Origin of the sequence: Paraburkholderia sp. HC6.4b (assembly GCF_014200875.1) — a bacterium.
Taxonomy (GTDB): Bacteria; Pseudomonadota; Gammaproteobacteria; order Burkholderiales; family Burkholderiaceae; genus Paraburkholderia; species Paraburkholderia tuberum.
Genome location: NZ_JACHDC010000001.1, coordinates 503,756 through 521,869, shown reverse-complemented (window position 1 = coordinate 521,869; position 18,114 = coordinate 503,756). Strand labels below are relative to the sequence as shown.

Annotated in this window: 14 protein-coding genes; 9 read left to right on the top strand and 5 right to left on the bottom strand. The window is 63.8% G+C overall.

Features of this window, described 5'->3' with window-relative positions; genetic code table 11:
• Positions 1–170: 170 nt before the first annotated feature.
• The gene (gene fixJ, locus HDG34_RS02245) at positions 171–815 is read right to left on the bottom strand and encodes an oxygen response regulator transcription factor FixJ (protein WP_062129599.1); all 645 of its coding nucleotides are present in this window, start codon (positions 813–815) and stop codon (positions 171–173) included.
• Positions 812–3,328 (bottom strand): PAS domain-containing sensor histidine kinase, encoded by a 2,517-nt coding sequence (gene fixL, locus HDG34_RS02240; RefSeq protein ID WP_221309019.1) that lies wholly within the window; start codon positions 3,326–3,328, stop codon positions 812–814. Before fixL ends, fixJ begins: the two co-directional genes overlap by 4 nt.
• A 275-nt stretch (positions 3,329–3,603) precedes the next feature.
• Here fixL and aceE point away from each other — a divergent pair, with 275 nt between their 5' ends.
• From aceE to HDG34_RS02220, 4 genes are all read left to right on the top strand, one after another.
• The gene (gene aceE, locus HDG34_RS02235) at positions 3,604–6,300 is read left to right on the top strand and encodes a pyruvate dehydrogenase (acetyl-transferring), homodimeric type (RefSeq protein ID WP_184056410.1); all 2,697 of its coding nucleotides are present in this window, start codon (positions 3,604–3,606) and stop codon (positions 6,298–6,300) included.
• A gap of 83 nt (positions 6,301–6,383) precedes the next feature.
• Positions 6,384–8,042 carry a dihydrolipoyllysine-residue acetyltransferase gene (aceF, locus tag HDG34_RS02230; protein WP_184057350.1) on the top strand — a complete coding sequence of 553 codons (1,659 nt, stop codon included), beginning with the start codon at positions 6,384–6,386 and terminating at the stop codon, positions 8,040–8,042.
• A gap of 131 nt (positions 8,043–8,173) precedes the next feature.
• Complete coding sequence (lpdA, locus tag HDG34_RS02225; RefSeq protein ID WP_184057347.1) at positions 8,174–9,952, top strand: dihydrolipoyl dehydrogenase; 1,779 nt, start codon at positions 8,174–8,176, stop codon at positions 9,950–9,952.
• Between the two features lie 34 nt (positions 9,953–9,986).
• A complete protein-coding gene (locus HDG34_RS02220) occupies positions 9,987–10,274 on the top strand; it encodes a hypothetical protein (protein ID WP_184057345.1) in 288 nt (95 codons plus the stop codon).
• Positions 10,275–10,277: 3 nt separating this feature from the next.
• Here HDG34_RS02220 and HDG34_RS02215 read toward each other — a convergent pair whose 3' ends face one another.
• Positions 10,278–10,853, bottom strand: coding sequence for a phasin family protein (locus HDG34_RS02215; RefSeq protein ID WP_013089827.1), 576 nt, complete (start codon positions 10,851–10,853; stop codon positions 10,278–10,280).
• Positions 10,854–11,598: 745 nt separating this feature from the next.
• On the opposite strand from HDG34_RS02215, the gene pbpG reads away from it, so the two are divergent.
• A complete protein-coding gene (gene pbpG / locus HDG34_RS02210) occupies positions 11,599–12,789 on the top strand; it encodes a D-alanyl-D-alanine endopeptidase (protein ID WP_184057343.1) in 1,191 nt (396 codons plus the stop codon).
• Between the two features lie 142 nt (positions 12,790–12,931).
• Here pbpG and HDG34_RS02205 read toward each other — a convergent pair whose 3' ends face one another.
• A complete protein-coding gene (locus HDG34_RS02205) occupies positions 12,932–13,762 on the bottom strand; it encodes an IclR family transcriptional regulator (RefSeq protein ID WP_090800805.1) in 831 nt (276 codons plus the stop codon).
• 178 nt (positions 13,763–13,940) lie between these two features.
• Between HDG34_RS02205 and HDG34_RS02200 the strand changes: the two genes are divergently transcribed.
• Positions 13,941–14,663 (top strand): (Fe-S)-binding protein, encoded by a 723-nt coding sequence (locus tag HDG34_RS02200; protein WP_184057341.1) that lies wholly within the window; start codon positions 13,941–13,943, stop codon positions 14,661–14,663.
• Between the two features lie 111 nt (positions 14,664–14,774).
• Positions 14,775–16,190, top strand: a complete 1,416-nt coding sequence (locus tag HDG34_RS02195; RefSeq protein WP_184057339.1) for a lactate utilization protein B — start codon at positions 14,775–14,777, stop codon at positions 16,188–16,190.
• A 95-nt stretch (positions 16,191–16,285) separates the two neighbouring features.
• Here the strand turns inward: HDG34_RS02195 and HDG34_RS02190 are convergent, their stop codons facing one another.
• Positions 16,286–16,813, bottom strand: a complete 528-nt coding sequence (locus HDG34_RS02190) for a hypothetical protein (protein ID WP_184057336.1) — start codon at positions 16,811–16,813, stop codon at positions 16,286–16,288.
• 275 nt (positions 16,814–17,088) lie between these two features.
• On the opposite strand from HDG34_RS02190, the gene HDG34_RS02185 reads away from it, so the two are divergent.
• Positions 17,089–17,328, top strand: a complete 240-nt coding sequence (locus tag HDG34_RS02185) for a hypothetical protein (protein ID WP_184057334.1) — start codon at positions 17,089–17,091, stop codon at positions 17,326–17,328.
• A gap of 152 nt (positions 17,329–17,480) precedes the next feature.
• Positions 17,481–17,978, top strand: a complete 498-nt coding sequence (locus tag HDG34_RS02180; RefSeq protein ID WP_018417523.1) for a low molecular weight protein-tyrosine-phosphatase — start codon at positions 17,481–17,483, stop codon at positions 17,976–17,978.
• Positions 17,979–18,114: the final 136 nt, after the last annotated feature.

Here is an 18,114-nt window from a genome sequence, read left to right as displayed (position 1 = left end):
GCCCTGTGGCGGCCAGGAAGCGCACCGCGAGCGGCGGGGCAGGCCGCTCGCACGCCACCCGCACGCCGGACTCGGCGTCGGTCAGGCCGTCGCGAACCGGCGACGCAACCGCCACGGATGGCGGCCACGTACCAACGGCCCCTCCGAACGAAGGGCCGCCCGTGCCTCTGTTACTGCGCCGTTTGCGGCTTGTTCGACAGCGCGAGTCGCAGCAGATCGGCGACCGTATTGACGTTCAGCTTTTCCATGATGTTCGCGCGATGCGCTTCGACCGTCTTGATGCTGATGCCGAGGTCGTCGGCGATCTGCTTGTTCAGGCGGCCCGCGATGATCCGCTCGAGCACCTGATGCTCGCGCGCGGTCAACTTGCCGAGGCGCTCGGCCGCGGCGCGCTGCTGCTGGACGCTGGTGCTTTCGCTGCGTGCCTTGTCGAGCATGCGCTCGACGAGCTTGCGCAGTTCGGCTTCGTCGAACGGCTTTTCGATGAAGTCCATCGCGCCTTTTTTCATCGTCGACACCGCCATCGGCACGTCGCCGTGGCCCGTCACGAAGATGATCGGCAGCGACGCGTTGTCGGCGATCAGGCGTTCCTGCAACTCGAGCCCGCTCATGCCGGACATCCGCACGTCGAGGATCAGACACGCGATCTGGCCCGGATGCTGATGCGGCTGCCATGCGTCGATGAACTGCTCGGCGCTCGAGAAGCACTGAACGCGGTAGCCGTTCGCCTCCAGCAGCCAGCGCAGCGAATCTCGCACGGCCTCGTCGTCGTCGACGACAAAGACGGTTTCCTGTGTGGTGACTGGGCTGTTCATAGCTCTCCCGTAACGGTTTGTGGTATCGGCGCCTCGGACCCGCCGTTGCTCGGGCCGTCAGGCTCCCCAATGGGCAGACTGCAATGGAACGTGGCGCCCGTGATGTGGCCGTCGGATTCGACGTTGTTGACCACCCACAGACGGCCGCGGTGCGATTCGATAATCGAACGGCAAATGTTCAGCCCCATGCCCATGCCATCGGACTTGGTGCTGTAAAACGGTTCGAACAGACGCTCGGCGGTCGCTTCGTCGACGCCGGGCCCCTGGTCGACGACGCTGATGCAGACGAAGCCGCTCTCCAGTCGCACGACTACGCGGATGACTGGGTCGACCGCGTTCGGGCGCGCTTCGGCCATCGCTTCGACGCCGTTCTTCAGCAGGTTCACGAGCACCTGCTCGATCAGCACCGGATCGACGTAGATCACCGGCAGCCGCGAGCGCAGATCGGTAACGATGCGAATGCGCCGCTTCCTTGCCTCGATTTCGGCGAGACCCACCGCGTCCGCGACGATATCCGCGACCCGCGTGGCCTGCCGCTTCGGCTCGCTGCGCTTCACGAACTCGCGGATACGCTTGATGATCATGCCGGCGCGCACCGCCTGCTGCGCGGTCTTTTCGAGTACCGGCAGCAGATTGTCGGGCGTCGTTCGACCGGATTTAACCAGTGCGACGGTTCCGGAGCAATAGTTATTGATGGCGGCGAGCGGCTGGTTCAGTTCGTGCGCGAGCGACGAGGCCATTTCACCCATCGTCATCAGGCGGCTCGTGAACTGCAGCTTCTCGTCCTGCTGGCGCGCGAGTTCCTGCGCGCGCTTGCGGGTCGTGATGTCGGTCGCGATCTGCATCTGCGCGAGATGGCCGTCGACCCACTGGATGTACTGGCGTCGCACCTCGAACCACTTCTGGATGCCGGGGATGTAGATTTCCTGCGCGTCGGCGGCGCTTTCGGTCAGCGCGGCGGCGGGCAGGCCGACGAAGGTGTCGACCATGTCGATCGAATCGGACGACGCCTGCGAGGCGTCGAAGCCGCCGCCCGCGAGTTCGAGGTGGCCGTCCGGGCGGATGCCGAACAGATGCCGGTAATAGCGGTTCGCGAACAGCAGCTCGGCTTCGTCGGCGGCCAGCACGGACACCGCCGCATCGAGGCTTTCGAGCACGGTCGTGAAACGTTCGTGGGCGGCGGCGAGCTCTTCGCGCGCGCGCTTCGGCTCGGTGATGTCGGTCATCGACGACATCCAGCCGGTCTGGCGGCCCGAGCTGTCGATCAGCGGCGACACGTAGAGCCGCGCGTGGAACGTCGAGCTGTCCTTGCGCCGCACGCGCAGCTCGAAGCCGGACGAGGGCGCCTTGCCGCGCAGCGTCATGTCGAGCTGACGCTGCATCTCGGGGTAGGCGTCGCGCGGCCAGTAGGCGAACGGCGCGCTCTTGCCGACGAGGTCGCTTTCGTCCCAGCCGGTCATGCGGCAGAACGCCGGGTTCACGTGCGTGATGCGGCCGTGCATGTCGAGCACGCGCATGCCGATCAGCACCGAGTTTTCCATCGCGCGGCGGAAAAACGCTTCCGCGTAGAGCGCCTGCTGCGCCTCGAAGCGCTGGCGGGTGTGCTTCCACAGACTCCACAGGCTCCACAGTACAAAGCAGGAGAGGCCGGCCACCAGCCACACCAGCGTGTTGTTCGTGAAGTTGGTGATCTGCGGGAACGCGTACACGCGCACCGAAATGCCCTGGCCCGGCGGGTCGAGCGGCAGGTCGTAGAACATGTCGCGCGGCAGGCGCGGGCGGGTCGACGTGGTGGTCAACTCGCGGTTGTTCGCGTCGATGATCGAGATCTTGTATTTGGCCGACAGCTCGGGCGGGATGTCGCGCTTCAGAATGCCTTCCACCGAGAACACCGCGGCGATGGTGCCGAGGAAATCGCGGTCGCGGAAGATCGGCGTTTGCAGCGTGATGAAGCCGTTGCCGAGGTCGTCGTAGATGAGCGGCGAGTACACCTGGCGGCGCGTGTTGCGCGCCTCGGCGAAGCCGGCCTTGACAGCTTCGTCCATCTGCGCGTCGTTCGGACGCGCGAGCCGCTGGCCGAGCACCGGCGGCGCGGCGTTGGGCCAGCGCGGCTGCTGCTGGCCCGTGTACCAGTTCATGTAGAGGATCTCAGGATGCCCCTGCATGATGTCCGTGGTGCTCACCTGGAACGAATGCTCGTCGGCATGGCCGGCGGCGAGGTCGCGCGCGAGTGCCTGGATCTGCTCTTGCGCGCCCGTCATCGACAGGCGGATCTGCTGCTGCGCCCACGCGACGTTGCGGTACAGCGTGTCTTCCTGCTGTTGCTGCTCGCGCCGGTTCAGACTCCACAGAATCAGGCTCATGACGACCAGGAACACCAGGATCGACAGGAGCGGCGTCAGCAAATAGGAATTGGACCACCAGGGTCCGTGGTGCCAGCGCGAGGACGGCGACGAATCCGCCGGCGAACCCGCGGTGCGCGCCGAGCGAGAGAAGAGCCGTTCGGTCAACATGCGTGGCATTGTAGCTCAGCGCGTCCCCGACAAATGGCGCAAAAAAGCACGGAAAGTGCAGTTAATCGGCGCAAACTAGCCGGCGGATCAGTCGATCGGCAGTCAAACCAGGTTGCGTCGCAGCAATTTTCCGCATTATGAGAATTGATCTCGTAATTTGAAAATTTGGTTGCGCTGACGTCGGGACCCTTATTACAATCGGCCGGAGCTGCCGCGGCCATTCCTGCGTCCGCGTCGTCTGTTCAAAGTGCGTTCCCCATACCCAGGAGACGAGCATGTCCGCTGTACCCGACGAAGTCATGAAATATGTCGCCGCCGATAAAGACGACGATCCCCAGGAAACCGGCGAATGGCTGGAAGCGCTGGATGGCGTGATTTCTGCAGTAGGCCCTGACCGTGCCCACTACCTGATCGAAAAACAGATCGAATTCGCACGCGTGCACGGCGAACATCTGCCGTTCTCCGCTAACACCCCTTACATCAACACGATTCCGGTCGCGCGCCAGGCCAAGAACCCCGGCGACCAGGACATCGAACACCGTATCCGCTCGTACACCCGCTGGAACGCGATGGCGATGGTGCTGCGCGCCGGCAAGGAAACCAACGTCGGCGGCCACATCGCGTCGTTCGCATCGGCCGCCACGCTGTACGACGTCGGCTACAACCACTTCTGGCACGCACCGTCGGCCGAGCACGGCGGTGACCTCGTGTTCGTGCAGGGCCACTCGTCGCCGGGTGTCTATTCGCGCGCGTTCCTGCTCGGTCGCCTGACCGACAAGCAGCTCGACAACTTCCGCCAGGAAGTCGGCGGCGAGGGCATCTCGTCGTATCCGCATCCGTGGCTGATGCCGGACTTCTGGCAATTCCCGACCGTGTCGATGGGCCTGGGTCCGATCATGGCGATCTACCAGGCGCGCTTCATGAAGTACCTGCAGGCGCGCGGCATCGCGAAGACCGACGGCCGCAAGGTCTGGGCCTTCCTCGGCGACGGCGAAACGGACGAGCCGGAATCGCTCGGCGCGATCGGCATGGCCGGCCGCGAGCGTCTGGACAACCTCGTGTTCGTGATCAACTGCAACCTGCAGCGTCTCGACGGTCCGGTGCGCGGCAACGGCAAGATCATCCAGGAACTCGAAAGCGAATTCCGCGGCGCCGGCTGGAACGTGATCAAGGTCATCTGGGGCAGCCGCTGGGACGCGCTGTTCGCGCGCGACAAGTCGGGCGCGCTGATGCGCCGCATGATGGAAGTCGTCGACGGCGAGTACCAGACGTACAAGTCGGAGTCGGGCGCGTTCGTGCGCGAACACTTCTTCAACACGCCGGAGCTGAAGGCGCTGGTCGCCGACTGGTCCGACGACGACATCTGGAATCTGAACCGCGGCGGCCATGATCCGCACAAGATCTACGCGGCGTTCACGGAAGCGACGAATTCGAAGGGCCAGCCGACCGTCATCCTCGCGAAGACGATCAAGGGCTACGGCATGGGCGAAGCCGGCCAGGCGATGAACATCACCCACCAGCAGAAGAAGATGCAGGTGGAGCAACTGAAGAAGTTCCGCGACCAGTTCCGTCTGCCGATCACGGACGAGCAGATCGTCGACGTGCCGTACCTGACGTTCGAGGAGGGCTCGAAGGAACTCGAGTACATGCGTCAGAAACGCATGGACCTGGGCGGCTATCTGCCGGCGCGTCGTCAGAAGGCCGAGTCGCTGCCGGTGCCGGAACTGTCGGCATTCGAGCCGCTGTTGAAGGGCACGGGCGAAGGCCGCGAGATCTCCACGACGATGGCGTTCGTGCGGATCCTGAACATCCTGCTGAAGGACAAGACGCTCGGCAAGCGCGTCGTGCCGATCGTGCCGGATGAATCGCGTACGTTCGGCATGGAAGGTCTGTTCCGTCAGATCGGTATCTGGAATCAGGACGGCCAGAAGTACGTGCCGGAAGATTCCGACCAGTTGATGTTCTACCGTGAGTCGGAGACCGGTCAGATCCTGCAGGAGGGCATCAACGAAGCCGGCGGCATGGCCGACTGGATCGCGGCCGCGACGTCGTACTCGACGCACGGCGAGATCATGATCCCGTTCTACATCTTCTACTCGATGTTCGGTTTCCAGCGCATCGGCGACCTCGCATGGGCCGCTGGCGACATGCGCTCGCGCGGCTTCCTGCTGGGCGGCACGGCGGGCCGCACGACGCTGAACGGCGAAGGCCTGCAACACGAAGACGGCCACTCGCTGATGTGGGCGGCTTCGGTGCCGAACTGCATCAGCTACGACCCGACGTTCGGCTACGAACTCGCGGTCATCGTGCAGGACGGTCTGCGCCGCATGGTCGCCGACCAGGAAGACGTCTACTACTACGTCACCGTGATGAACGAGAACTACGAGCACCCGGCGATCCCGCAGGGCGAGACCGTGGCGGCCGACATCATCAAGGGCATGTACTCGTTCAGCAAGACCGCAGCCGATAAAAAGGCGCCGCACGTGCAGCTGATGGGCGCGGGCACGATCTTCAACGAAGTGATCGCCGCGGCCGACCTGCTGAAAAACGACTGGGGCGTCAACGCCGACCTGTGGAGCGTGCCGAGCTTCACCGAGCTTGCGCGCGAAGGTCACGAAGTGCAGCGCTGGAACCTGTTGCACCCGACCGAAGAGAAGAAGCTGTCGCACGTCGAGAAGCTGTTGAAGGATGCGCCGGGTCCGGTCATCGCATCGACCGACTACGTGCGCGCGCTGACCGAGCAGATCCGCGCGTTCGTGCCGCAGAAGTTCGTCGTGCTGGGCACCGACGGCTACGGCCGTTCGGACACGCGCGAGAAGCTGCGTCACTTCTTCGAAGTCGATCGCTACTGGGTCACGGTCGCCGCTCTGAACGCGCTGGCGGACGAAGGCACGATCGAACGCAAGGTGGTCGCCGAGGCGCTCAAGAAGTACAACCTTGATCCCGCCAAACCCAACCCGATGACCGTCTAAGGCATCACCCGTGTGCCACGATGCACGCGCTTGCTCCTCATCGCGAGGGGCCGGCGGCGTGCGCGGCCCAGGAGACACTAACAATGAGTCAAGCGATCGAAGTCAAGGTGCCGGACATCGGCGATTACAAGGACATCCCTGTGATCGAGGTGCTGGTGAAGGCGGGTGACACCGTCGAAAAAGAGCAATCGCTCGTTACGCTGGAATCCGACAAGGCGACGATGGATGTGCCGAGCTCGGCCGACGGCGTCGTCAAGGAAGTGAAGGTCAAGGTCGGCGATGCGGTGTCCGAAGGCACGCTGATCATCGTGCTGGAAGGCGCCAACGCCGCTGCCGCTGCCGCGGCGCCCGCGCCGGCTGCCGCACCGGCTCCTGCTCCTGCGCCGGCGGCAGCTCCCGCTGCGGCGCCCGCACCCGCGGCAGCAGGCGGTGGCGTGCAGGAAATCAAGGTGCCGGATATCGGCGACTACAAAGACGTTCCCGTGATCGAGATCGCGGTGAAGGTCGGCGATCGTGTCGAGAAGGAACAGTCGCTCGTCACGCTCGAATCCGACAAGGCGACGATGGATGTGCCCAGCTCGGCCGCCGGCGTCGTCAAGGAAGTGAAGGTGAAGGTTGGCGATACCGTGTCGGAAGGCTCGGTCATCGTCGTGATCGAAGCGGAAGGCGGCGCTGCCCCGGCACCCGCGCCGGCACCGGCCGCGAAGGCGCCGACTGAAAAGCCGTTCGACGCGCCGGCCACGCCGACCCCGGCACCGGCCGCGCCGTCCGCGCTCGCGCAGGCGCCGCTGATCCCGGCTGGAGAAGGCGGCTCGCGTCATCCGAGCCATGCGTCGCCGTCGGTGCGCAAGTTCGCGCGCGAACTCGGGGTGGACGTCGGCCAGGTGAAGGGCACCGGTCCGAAGGGCCGCATTACGCAGGCCGACGTGACCGCGTTCGTGAAGGGCGTGATGACGGGCCAGCGCGCGGCGCCGGCTGGTGCGGCCGCGCCGGCCGCCGGCGGTGGCGAGCTGAATCTGCTGCCGTGGCCGAAGGTCGACTTCACGAAGTTCGGTCCGATCGATCCGAAGCCGTTGTCGCGTATCAAGAAGATCTCGGGCGCGAACCTGCATCGCAACTGGGTCATGATCCCGCACGTCACGAACAACGACGAAGCGGACATCACCGAGCTCGAAGCGCTGCGCGTCAAGCTGAACAAGGAACACGAGAAGGCGGGCGTCAAGTTCACGATGCTCGCGTTCGTGATCAAGGCCTGCGTGGCGGCCCTGAAGAAATTCCCGACCTTCAACGCGAGCCTCGACGGCGACAACCTGGTGTTCAAGCAGTACTACCACATCGGTTTTGCCGCCGACACGCCGAACGGCCTCATGGTGCCGGTGATTCGCGACGCGGACAAGAAGGGCCTCGTCGACATCGCGAAGGAAATGGCCGACCTGTCGAAGGCCGCGCGCGAGGGCAAGCTGAAGCCGGACCAGATGCAGGGCGGCTGCTTCTCGATCTCGTCGCTGGGCGGTATCGGCGGCACGCACTTCACGCCGATCATCAATGCGCCTGAAGTCGCGATTCTCGGCCTGTCGCGCAGCGCGATGAAGCCGGTGTGGGACGGCAAGCAGTTCGAGCCGCGCCTGACCATGCCGCTGTCGCTGTCGTACGACCATCGCGTGATCGACGGAGCGGAAGCCGCGCGCTTCAACGCATACCTCGGTTCGATTCTTGCCGATTTCCGGCGTGTGATTCTTTGACCGGCTGGTGAGGTCCGCCGGCGCGGGCGCGGATGGTTTCGACCGATCCGCGTCGCGCCGTCCGCGCGTTCGCGTGCGCTGTGCGCGTCGAAGGCGCCGCTCATCATCGATCAATAAGAGAAGGGGACACCATGAGTCTCGTCGAAGTAAAAGTGCCGGACATCGGTGACTTCAAGGACGTCGACGTCATCGAAGTCAACATCAAGCCGGGCGACACCATCGAAAAAGAGCAGTCGCTGCTGACGCTCGAATCCGACAAGGCGTCGATGGAAGTGCCGAGCGATACCGCCGGCACCGTCAAGGAAGTGCGTATCAAGCCGGGCGACAAGGTCTCGCAGGGCACGGTCATCGCGCTCGTCGAGGCAACGGCGGGCGGCGCGGCTGCGGCCGCTGCGGAGCCGAAAGCGCCCGAGAAGGCGGCTCCCGCGCCGGCGCCCGCCGCTGCGGCGCCGAAGGCCGCCGCACCGGCTGCGCAAGCCGGCAGCTATTCGGGCAGCGCCGACATCGAGTGCGACATGCTCGTGCTCGGTTCGGGCCCCGGCGGTTATTCGGCCGCGTTCCGCTCCGCCGACCTCGGCATGAAGACCGTGCTGGTCGAGCGTTATCCGACGCTCGGCGGCGTGTGTCTGAACGTCGGCTGCATCCCGTCGAAGGCGCTGCTGCACACCGCGCTCGTCATCGACGAAGCGGCTGATCTTGCCGCGCACGGCATCACGTTCGGCAAGCCGCAGATCGATCTCGACAAGCTGCGCGATTTCAAGTCCGGCGTGGTCAAGAAGCTGACCGGCGGTCTCGCCGGCATGGCGAAGGCGCGCAAGGTCGAAGTGGTGGTCGGTACGGGCGCGTTCGTCGATCCGAACCACATGGAAGTGCAGACCGAGGGCGGCAAGAAGGTCGTCAGGTTCAATCAGGCGATCATCGCAGCGGGCTCGGAAGCGGTGAAGCTGCCGTTCATTCCGGAAGATCCGCGGGTCGTCGATTCGACCGGCGCGCTCGAACTGCGCCAGATTCCGCAGCGCATGCTCGTGATCGGCGGCGGCATCATCGGTCTCGAAATGGCGACCGTGTACTCGACGCTCGGCGCGAACATCGACGTGGTCGAAATGCTCGACGTCCTGATGGCCGGCGCGGACCGCGATCTGGTCAAGGTCTGGGAGAAGTACAACAGCAAGCGTTTCGCGAACGTGATGCTGAAGACCAAGACCATCGCCGCCGAAGCGAAGGACGACGGCATCTACGTGTCGTTCGAGGGCGAGCAGGCGCCGGCCGAGCCGCAACGCTACGACCTCGTGCTGGTGGCCGTCGGCCGCTCGCCGAACGGCAAGCGGATCGGCGCGGAAAAGGCCGGCGTCGCGGCGACGGATCGCGGCTTCATCGAAGTCGACAGGCAACAGCGCACGAATGTGCCGCACATCTTCGCGATCGGCGACATCGTCGGTCAGCCGATGCTCGCGCACAAGGCCGTGCACGAAGGCCACGTGGCGGCGGAAGCCGCGCATGGCGAGAAGGCGTACTTCGACGCGCTGCAGATTCCGTCGGTGGCCTACACCGATCCGGAAGTGGCTTGGGCTGGCAAGACGGAAGACCAGTTGAAAGCCGAAGGCGTCAAGTTCGGCAAGGCGGTGTTTCCGTGGGCGGCATCGGGTCGCGCGATCGCCAACGGTCGCGACGAGGGCTTCACGAAGCTGCTGTTCGATGAGGAAACGCATCGCGTGATCGGCGGCGGTATCGTCGGTCTGAACGCGGGCGACCTGATCAGCGAAGTCTGTCTCGCGATCGAGATGGGCGCGGACGCAACGGATATCGGCAAGACGATCCATCCGCATCCGACGCTCGGCGAATCGATCGGCATGGCGGCCGAGTTGTATGAAGGCGTCTGTACCGATCTGCCGCCCGTCAAGAAGAAGTAACAAGTAACGCGGTGCGCCGCGCCTGCATGACGACATGCGGGCGCGGCAAAGCCGGTCGAGCCGTACGGCAAAGAAAAACGGCGCGCTCCATGGCGGAGCGCGCCGTTTCTGTTTTCGTGGCGGCCAGTGGCGGGCAAAAAAATCCCGGCTTGGCGGCCGGGCAAACGATACGTCATTGCAACGTATCGGAGCGTTCGGCTCATCAAACCGTATAAGCGGCAACGGCACGACGCTGTTGCTTGCGATAACGCCGGCGCAGCGCATAGGCTGGGCCGGCGTGAAAGACGACGCGAGGCATAAAGCCTTGCGTGTTGACGCGTGAAGCTTAGACGGCCTTCTTGGCGGCGGCGCGCGATGCTTGCGCAGCGGCTTGCGAAGCTGCCTTCGAAGCGGCCGTTGCAGCTGCGTTGAAGTTGCTTTCGGCGATTTCGACAGCCTGGCGGGTTGCCTTGTGGACCGTTTCGTACGTGGTGTTGGCGGCGGTGATAGCCGACTTCATCACGGCGACAGCGGTTTCCGAACCGGCCGGTGCGTTCTTGGCGACGTTTTCGACGAGCGCCTGAACCTTGCGGTTTTGCTCTTCGAATTGCGCTTCCGCGACGCGGGTGAATTCACCCTGCGTTGCCGAAACGATTTCGTACACATGGCGGCCATACGACAGCGCCTTTTCAGCCACCGGCTGCGCGAGGCTTGCTTGCAGTGCCAGCAGTTCCTGCGCGTCCTTCACGGACAGCGCGCGTTGGGCATTTTCCTGGCTTTCGGCGAGCGTCGACTTCACAACTTGCAGGTTCAGTTCGACCAGCTTTTCGACACCTTCAAATGCTTTGGTCGTCAGGCCGAACAGGGTTTCGAAGTTGGCTTTCTGGGCTGCGGCGAATTGCTCAGGGGTCAGCAGAGTCATGGTTTACGCTCCTGGATTGCGGCCGGTCTGTGCGGACCGCATTGGGTGGGTGGCGAGACGCAGATTCATCGTCTCCCCGGACCGCGATGTTTTGTGCATCGCAGCAATGGTTCCCATTTTAGGATGCCCACAAGGAATGTCAAGCGTTTTTTGTGCGTTGCACAATGTTAAGAAAATGCCGACAAAACAATAGGTTATACAGTAGGCATGTCATTAATATGACGCGGAACGATTGCTCGTTGCACCGTGCTGGTGCGACATAAACCAACCGTTCAGCAGGCCGTCGGGAGATTATTTTTCCGTGTGGCAGCGATTCGCCCCTGAAAGACCGATCATCATCAATTCGATGTAAACCACAAGATGACAAGGAACGTTAAAGAACGATGGCAGTCGAACGCGCGTTAGCGACTTTCGTCGGACACTTAAAAAAGTCCGTCGCACGCTCGCAACGCCTTCATGGCGCGGCGCGGTAGTTTCCGCCTGTGCTCTGACAGTATTTCCCCGAATCAAGGTTGTCTCAAAATTGCCGTTATCCTGCAATGATCTGCTCGATTGGGCCGGGCGGCGATGGCGAGGCTTGCTGGCGACGATCGTTTTTTTCGATCGAGGCGCGGCACTTATTCGTGTTTTCGCGATCGGAGCTGACAAGCCGGTTTAAGGAGCGCGTATAAGTGCTTCAAATTGCTAATTTTTCGTTGCTTTACTACACTTGCGGAAACCTCTCGCCGCTCCCTATCGAACACCCATGAAAACCGACATGTTTTCGTCGCTAAAAGTGCTCCACGGCGCGGCGCGCAGCACCGCTCTGTCGGTGGCCGTCTCGCTGGCCGTCGCAGCGGCGTTCGCTACGCCTGTCAGCACTTTTGCAGCTACGTCTGCTGCATCCGCAAAAATTTCCAAACACGCTAAAACTGCCAGGAAGCCGGCGCAGGCGGCCGCCACCGGAAAGGTGTCGAGCCATGCGGCGAAAGCCGGCAAGGGTGAGGCCGTGAAAGCCGCTGTGGCGGATGAAGATGCCCCGCACGCCGGCGTCAAACGCAAGCGCGTCACGTTCACGGCGAACGGCCGACACCGTTCGGTGGTGCGACGCGTCGCGTACGAGCCGCGCCAGCCGAGCGTCGGCCAGGCGTTTGGTCTGCACGAGACGCCGGACGCGCTGATGCTGCGCTCGAGCGTCGCCTATGTGATCGACCAGAACAGCGGCGAGACGCTGTTCGACAAGAACTCGCGCGCGGTGGTACCGATCGCATCGATCAGCAAGCTGATGACGGCGATGGTGGTGCTCGATTCGAAAGAGCCGATGACCGATCAGATCGAAGTCACCGACGAAGACCGCGACTACGAGAAGAACACCGGTTCGCGTCTGTCGGTGGGCTCGGTGCTGTCGCGCGAGGACATGCTGCACATCGCGCTGATGGCGTCGGAAAACCGCGCGGCGGCGGCGCTGTCGCGCTACTACCCGGGCGGCCGTCCGGCGTTCCTCGCGGCGATGAACGCGAAGGCCAGGCAGCTCGGCATGAACGACACGCACTTCGAGAACCCGACCGGTCTGACGAGCATGAACGTGTCGAGCGCGCGCGATCTCGTGAAGATGGTCAACGCGGCGTATCAGTACCCGTTGATCCGCAAGTTCTCGACCGATCACAGCTATGAGGTGTACACCGGCAAGCGCACGCTCGCGTACAACAGCACGAACGCGCTGGTGCGCAACCCGACGTGGGACATCGGTCTGCAGAAGACCGGCTTCATCAACGAAGCGGGCGAGTGTCTCGTGATGCAGGCGACCATCCACGGCCGGCCGATGATCCTGGTACTGCTCGATTCGTCGGGCAAGTACTCGCGTTTCGCGGACGCGACGCGTCTGCGTACGTGGCTCGACAACGGCGGCGACCAGCCGCGTATCACGAGCGCCGATGCCGGCGGTCCGGGTACCTGATGCAGCAACGCATACTCAGCCGGTGGTAGTCAGTCCGGCTGCAGCTGACGTGCAAAGAAAAAGCCTCGCGGATGCGAGGCTTTTTTCATGGCGCCGGCGGGAGGGCAAAGGGTGCACGGCGGTTGGGCGGCCGCCCCCTTTACTAATGCTGGCCGTGCGAGCCATGTGATCCGTGCCCGCCGTGCGCATGGTCCTGCTGCGGCTGCGGGCGGTAGCCGAGCGATTCCGAAATCATCAACGCGGTCTGGCTCAACTGCCCGAGCCATGAATCCTGCAAACGATCGGCCGGCGCCGACAGCGACAGTCCCGCGACCAGCTTGCCGGTATCGTCGTAGATGCCGGCGGCGATGCAGCGCACGCCCAACTCCAGTTCCTCGTTGTCGCGCGCGCAGGCCTGCTGGCGCACATGCGACAGCTCGCGCTCGAGTTTCGCGAGATCGGTGATGCTGTTCTGCGTGTGGCCCGACAGACCGGTGCGTGTTGCGTAGGCACGCACGCGGGTGGCTTCGTCGGCCGCGAGGAACAGCTTGCCGACCGAGGTCAGATGAAGCGGCGCGCGCCCGCCGATCGCCCGCACCACCTGCATGCCCGAGCGCTCCGAATACGCGCGTTCGATATAGACGATTTCGTCGCCCTGACGCACCGACAGGTTCACGGTCTGCCCGGTCTCGCGGTGCAGCTCGCGCATCGGCGTGAGCGCCGCATCGCGCACCGACAGGCGCGCCTTGACGAGATTGCCCAGTTCGAGCAGGCGCATGCCAAGACGGTAGGTGCCGGGGTCCGAACGGTCGACCAGCCGGCACATCACCATATCGTTCAGGATGCGGTGCGCGGTGGATGGATGCAGCTCCGTGCGGATGGCCAGTTCTTTCAGGCTGACCGGGTCGCTATGCGCCGCCAGTGCGTCGAGCAGGCGCATCATGCGTTCGATCACCTGGATCGAAGTTTTGGGATCCGGGTTCGTATCGCTCATATGAGAATCGGTGGATGCGTCAAACAGCGAAAACTGATTGTATCTCGTATTGTGAAAAAAGCGAACGCTTCGAGGCGCGCTTCCAATCCGGCGCGGCGTGCTTCCTATGCCTTCCGGCCGTTGGTATTGCACCGGCAAACAGCGGATAATCAGGGACGTTTCCCCGCAAGGAGGGCTCATGCGAGTCGGATTGTTCGTCACTTGCCTCGTTGACCTGATGCGTCCCGAGATCGGTTTCTCCGTCATCAAGCTGATCGAAGGCGCCGGTTTCGAGGTCGTAGTGCCGCCCGCGCAAACCTGTTGCGGGCAACCTGCATATAACTCGGGAGACCGCCGCCTCGCGCGCGACCTTGCCGAGAAAACGCTGCGCGAGTTCGAACAGTTCGACTATGTGGTGGTGCCGTCGGGCTCGTGCGGCGGCATGATCCGCGCGCACTACGGCGACCTGTTCCGCGACGATCCCGAACTGATGAACCGTTTCGGCCGCCTGCGCGGCAAGGTGTTCGAGCTGACGGATTTCCTCGTCAACGTCGCGAAGGTGCAGTTGCAACCGGGCGAGTTCGCGGGACAGGTGACTTATCACGACTCGTGTTCGGGCTTGCGCGAACTGGGCGTCAAGGAACAGCCGCGCGAACTGCTCGCGCAGGTCGGCGTCGCGGTCACCGAGATGAAAGGCTGCGAGCATTGCTGCGGCTTCGGCGGCACTTTCGCGGTCAAATACGGCGATATCTCGACCGCGATCGTCGACGAAAAGTGCGCGAACATCGCCGCGAGCGGCGCCGGTGCGGTGGTGCTCGGCGACCTCGGCTGCATGTTGAATATCGAAGGGCGGCTGCGCCGCAACGGTGACTCGACGACGCGCGTGCTGCATATCGCACAGGTGCTGGCCGGCGACGTGTAATCCCCGCGCGGCGAACACCTCCATTGTTCGCGTCACGTTTATCTTGTCTGTCACGCAATGCGTCGGGCGCGAATGCGCCGCGCCTTTCAATGCGATTTCATCAGGGCCGCCATGCAAGTCCAATCGATGCAGTTCAAGGCTCGCGCCGGTCAGAAACTCGCCGACCAGCGCCTGCAGCAGAACCTGACCAAGCTGTCCACGAAGTTCGTGTCGGCGCGCGCGAGCGCGATGACCGCGATCGATTTCCCCGCGACGCGGGCCGCGCTCAAGGAGCGCCGTGATCGCGCGCTCGAGAATCTCGACGTGTGGCTCGAAACCTTCGAGCGCGAGGCGACCCGGCGCGGCGTGACTGTGCTGTTCGCGGAGACCACGCAGGAGGCCGCGCGGCTCGTCGGCGACATTGCGCGCAAGCACGGCGTGAAGAAGGTGATCAAGACCAAGTCGATGGTCACCGAGGAAATGCGTCTGAACGAAGTGCTCGGGCAGATGGGCGTGCAGTCGATCGAAACCGACCTCGGCGAATACATCCTGCAGATCAACGACAACGAGCCGCCAAGCCACATCATCGCGCCGGTCGTTCACAAGGATAAGGACGAGATCGCCGATCTGTTCGCGAAGACGCACGGCCGGCCGCGGCTCACCGAGATTCCCGACTTGACGCGTGAGGCGCGCGAGATGCTGCGGCCGCATTTTCTGAGCGCGGACATGGGCGTGACGGGCGGCAATTTCATCATCGCGGAAACGGGCTCGGTCGCGCTCGTGACCAACGAGGGCAACGAAGGTATGTGCACGGTGATGCCGCGCGTGCATGTCGCTGTCACCGGCATCGAGAAGGTGCTGCCGACGCTCGAGGATCTCGCGACGGCTATGCGCCTGCTGCCGCGTTCGGCAACCGGCCAGGCCACCTCGAACTATTTTTCGATGCTGACCGGGCCGCGTGGCGCGGGCGATCAGGATGGGCCCGAGCATATGTACGTGGTGCTCGTCGACGGTGGCCGCACAGGGCTGATCGGCGGCGACTTCCAGGAGATGCTTCGCTGCATCCGCTGCGGCGCGTGCATGAACCATTGCCCGGTGTATCAGAAGGTCGGCGGGCACGCGTATGGCTGGGTCTATCCGGGGCCGATGGGGTCGGTGCTGACGCCGAGCTATGTCGGCATCGACAAGGCGCTCGACCTGCCGCAAGCGGCGACGTTATGCGGCGAATGCAATAGCGTGTGTCCGGTCGGTATCCCGCTGTCCGATCTGTTGCGCAAGCTGCGCGAAAAGCAGATGGAGCGACACCTGCGGCCGTGGAAGGAGCGCGCCGGGTTGGCGCTGTGGGGCTGGTTCGCGCTGCATCCCGATGCCTATGCGCTCTTTACCAAACTCGCCGTGCGCGTGCTGGAGCGCATGGGTGGGCGCAATCGGTCGATCGCCAAACTGCCGCTCGGCGGCGCGGGCTGGACCGATACGCGCGACATGCCGGCGCCGGTGGGTCGTACGTTCCGCGAGTTGTATGCCGCGCAGCGCAGCCATATTGGCTGAGCGGGCGGCATTGGGATTGGTTTGACGGCTGCGCGCTCGCGCAGCCGTCGAAATGGGCGAAGAAGCCGGCGGGATGCTTCAGCGCCGCTCCGTCTTCAATGTTCGGTCATCTGCCCCGGCTGACGCGCGGGCGCATTTCTCCCCGAATCGTTGCCTCGTCCACCGCCGTTGCCGGCTTGCGGGTGGCCCGGCGGCGGGCCGCCCGCGCCGGGGTGCGGGCCGCCATTGGCACCACCAGGGCCGTGCGGACCGCCCGCTGCGCCCTGCGGCGGCGGGCCGCCGTGCGGTTGTCCAGGACCGCCGCCATTGTTGCCATGACCGTTGCCGTGATCGCCGTGGTGCCAGTCGTTGTCGTTCGGATGACCGCGATCCGGATAGCCGCGATAGCCAGAGCCCGGCGCCGGGCCGTAGTAGCGTCCCGGACCGTAATCGCCGTAGCCGAGGTACACATTGGTTTGCGGCACGACCGCGGCACCCGGCGCGTATGCGGAATCGTCATAACCGTTGTAGCCGCTATAGGCGCCGTAGCCGTTGCCGTACATCGGCGTGCCGTCCGGATAGACCGCGCAGCCGCCGAGCAGCGCGGCGGCCACCAGGCCAGCGAGAGGTGCAATGCGTTTCATTTTGTGGGACCGATGCCAGTGCAAAGAAATGTAAGGGTAAGAATAAGACCGTGATTGTCGCCGTCCGTCGCGGCGGCTTTGTATGCATTTGTAAGCTTCACTTTTGTGTGCCAGCGATGCGCCACTCGTTCCCGAAAGAGGTGTCAATTGACTGTTTCGTATCAAGCAACGATCTATCTCGCGCGGGCCGCTTTTTCCCGATTGTGAATTCCTATAGCATTTCGTTAGGGCATAGTGCGTCATAAGCTCATGCGCCCCTAATTGAAAAACACATCATGAAAAAGACAATATCGGTGTACTGGCCCCTAGCCATCGTTGTACCGCTCGCGGTGCTCGCCTTTCTGCACGTCAACGGCCAAACCGCTTCGCGCGCTTCGCAGATGCCGCTCGACGCCAACCATCTGACCGCCGAACTCGCACGCGCGGTGTCGTACGGCATGATCGACACGGCGTGGGCATTGCCGGCCAAGCCGATGCGTGCAGCCACGGCGACGCCGCTCGCCGAGGCATCGTAAGCCGGCGCGGCGGACCGCGACGCTCCGAAGCCGCTGATCTTGCTGGCTGCGCCCCGCTCGGCGCGAATCTGTCGAGATTTGTATAATCGCGGCGCAGTCCGCTGACTGTCTGACGACCTCACGCGCGGCGCCTCGGGCGTCGAAAATCCCTGATGAAAACTGTGTCCATCTGTTTCGTTTGCCTCGGGAATATCTGCCGTTCACCGACGGCGGAGGGCGTGATGCGTCATCTGGTCGACGAGGCGAAGCTTGCGGACTGCATCCTGATCGATTCGGCCGGCACCGGCGATTGGCACATCGGCGCGGCGCCCGACGAACGCGCGCAACACGCGGCCCGCCAGCGCGGCTATGCGCTCGACGCGCTGCGCGGCCGCCAGATCACGGTCGCGGACTTCGAGCGCTTCGATCTGCTGATTGCCATGGACGACCGAAACGTCGCCGCGTTGCGTCAACTGTGCCCGCCCGCACAGCGCGACAAGATCCGTCTGCTGATGGAGTTCGTGCCTGAGTCGGATGGCCGCTGGAGCGGCGCGCGAGAGGTTGTCGATCCGTATTTCGGCGGCGCGGAAGGCTTCGAGTTGGTGCTCGATCAATGCGAAGCAGCCTGCCGCGGGCTGATCGCCGCGCTGCGCCCGCAGTTGCTCGCGTAGGCATCGGGCGAAGAACGCAGACGCACCACACGGGTGGGGGCGCGGCGTCGACGTATGGCGATCAATTAAGCGAATGACACAAAATTTACCGCCCATACTTGACTAAATTGCTCATGTATTTATACTTGACCGAACT

Bases quoted from the DNA above. Each gene is read 5' to 3' on its own strand.
- aceE (WP_184056410.1), top strand. From the start codon at position 3,604: ATGTCCGCTGTACCCGACGAAGTCATGAAATATGTCGCCGCCGATAAA.
- aceF (WP_184057350.1), top strand. From the start codon at position 6,384: ATGAGTCAAGCGATCGAAGTCAAGGTGCCGGACATCGGCGATTACAAG.
- HDG34_RS02180 (WP_018417523.1), top strand. From the start codon at position 17,481: ATGAAAACTGTGTCCATCTGTTTCGTTTGCCTCGGGAATATCTGCCGT.
- HDG34_RS02185 (WP_184057334.1), top strand. From the start codon at position 17,089: ATGAAAAAGACAATATCGGTGTACTGGCCCCTAGCCATCGTTGTACCG.
- HDG34_RS02215 (WP_013089827.1), bottom strand. From the start codon at position 10,853: ATGACTCTGCTGACCCCTGAGCAATTCGCCGCAGCCCAGAAAGCCAAC.
- HDG34_RS02220 (WP_184057345.1), top strand. From the start codon at position 9,987: ATGCGGGCGCGGCAAAGCCGGTCGAGCCGTACGGCAAAGAAAAACGGC.
- HDG34_RS02190 (WP_184057336.1), bottom strand. From the start codon at position 16,813: ATGAAACGCATTGCACCTCTCGCTGGCCTGGTGGCCGCCGCGCTGCTC.
- pbpG (WP_184057343.1), top strand. From the start codon at position 11,599: ATGAAAACCGACATGTTTTCGTCGCTAAAAGTGCTCCACGGCGCGGCG.
- HDG34_RS02205 (WP_090800805.1), bottom strand. From the start codon at position 13,762: ATGAGCGATACGAACCCGGATCCCAAAACTTCGATCCAGGTGATCGAA.
- HDG34_RS02195 (WP_184057339.1), top strand. From the start codon at position 14,775: ATGCAAGTCCAATCGATGCAGTTCAAGGCTCGCGCCGGTCAGAAACTC.
- lpdA (WP_184057347.1), top strand. From the start codon at position 8,174: ATGAGTCTCGTCGAAGTAAAAGTGCCGGACATCGGTGACTTCAAGGAC.
- HDG34_RS02200 (WP_184057341.1), top strand. From the start codon at position 13,941: ATGCGAGTCGGATTGTTCGTCACTTGCCTCGTTGACCTGATGCGTCCC.
- fixL (WP_221309019.1), bottom strand. From the start codon at position 3,328: ATGTTGACCGAACGGCTCTTCTCTCGCTCGGCGCGCACCGCGGGTTCG.
- fixJ (WP_062129599.1), bottom strand. From the start codon at position 815: ATGAACAGCCCAGTCACCACACAGGAAACCGTCTTTGTCGTCGACGAC.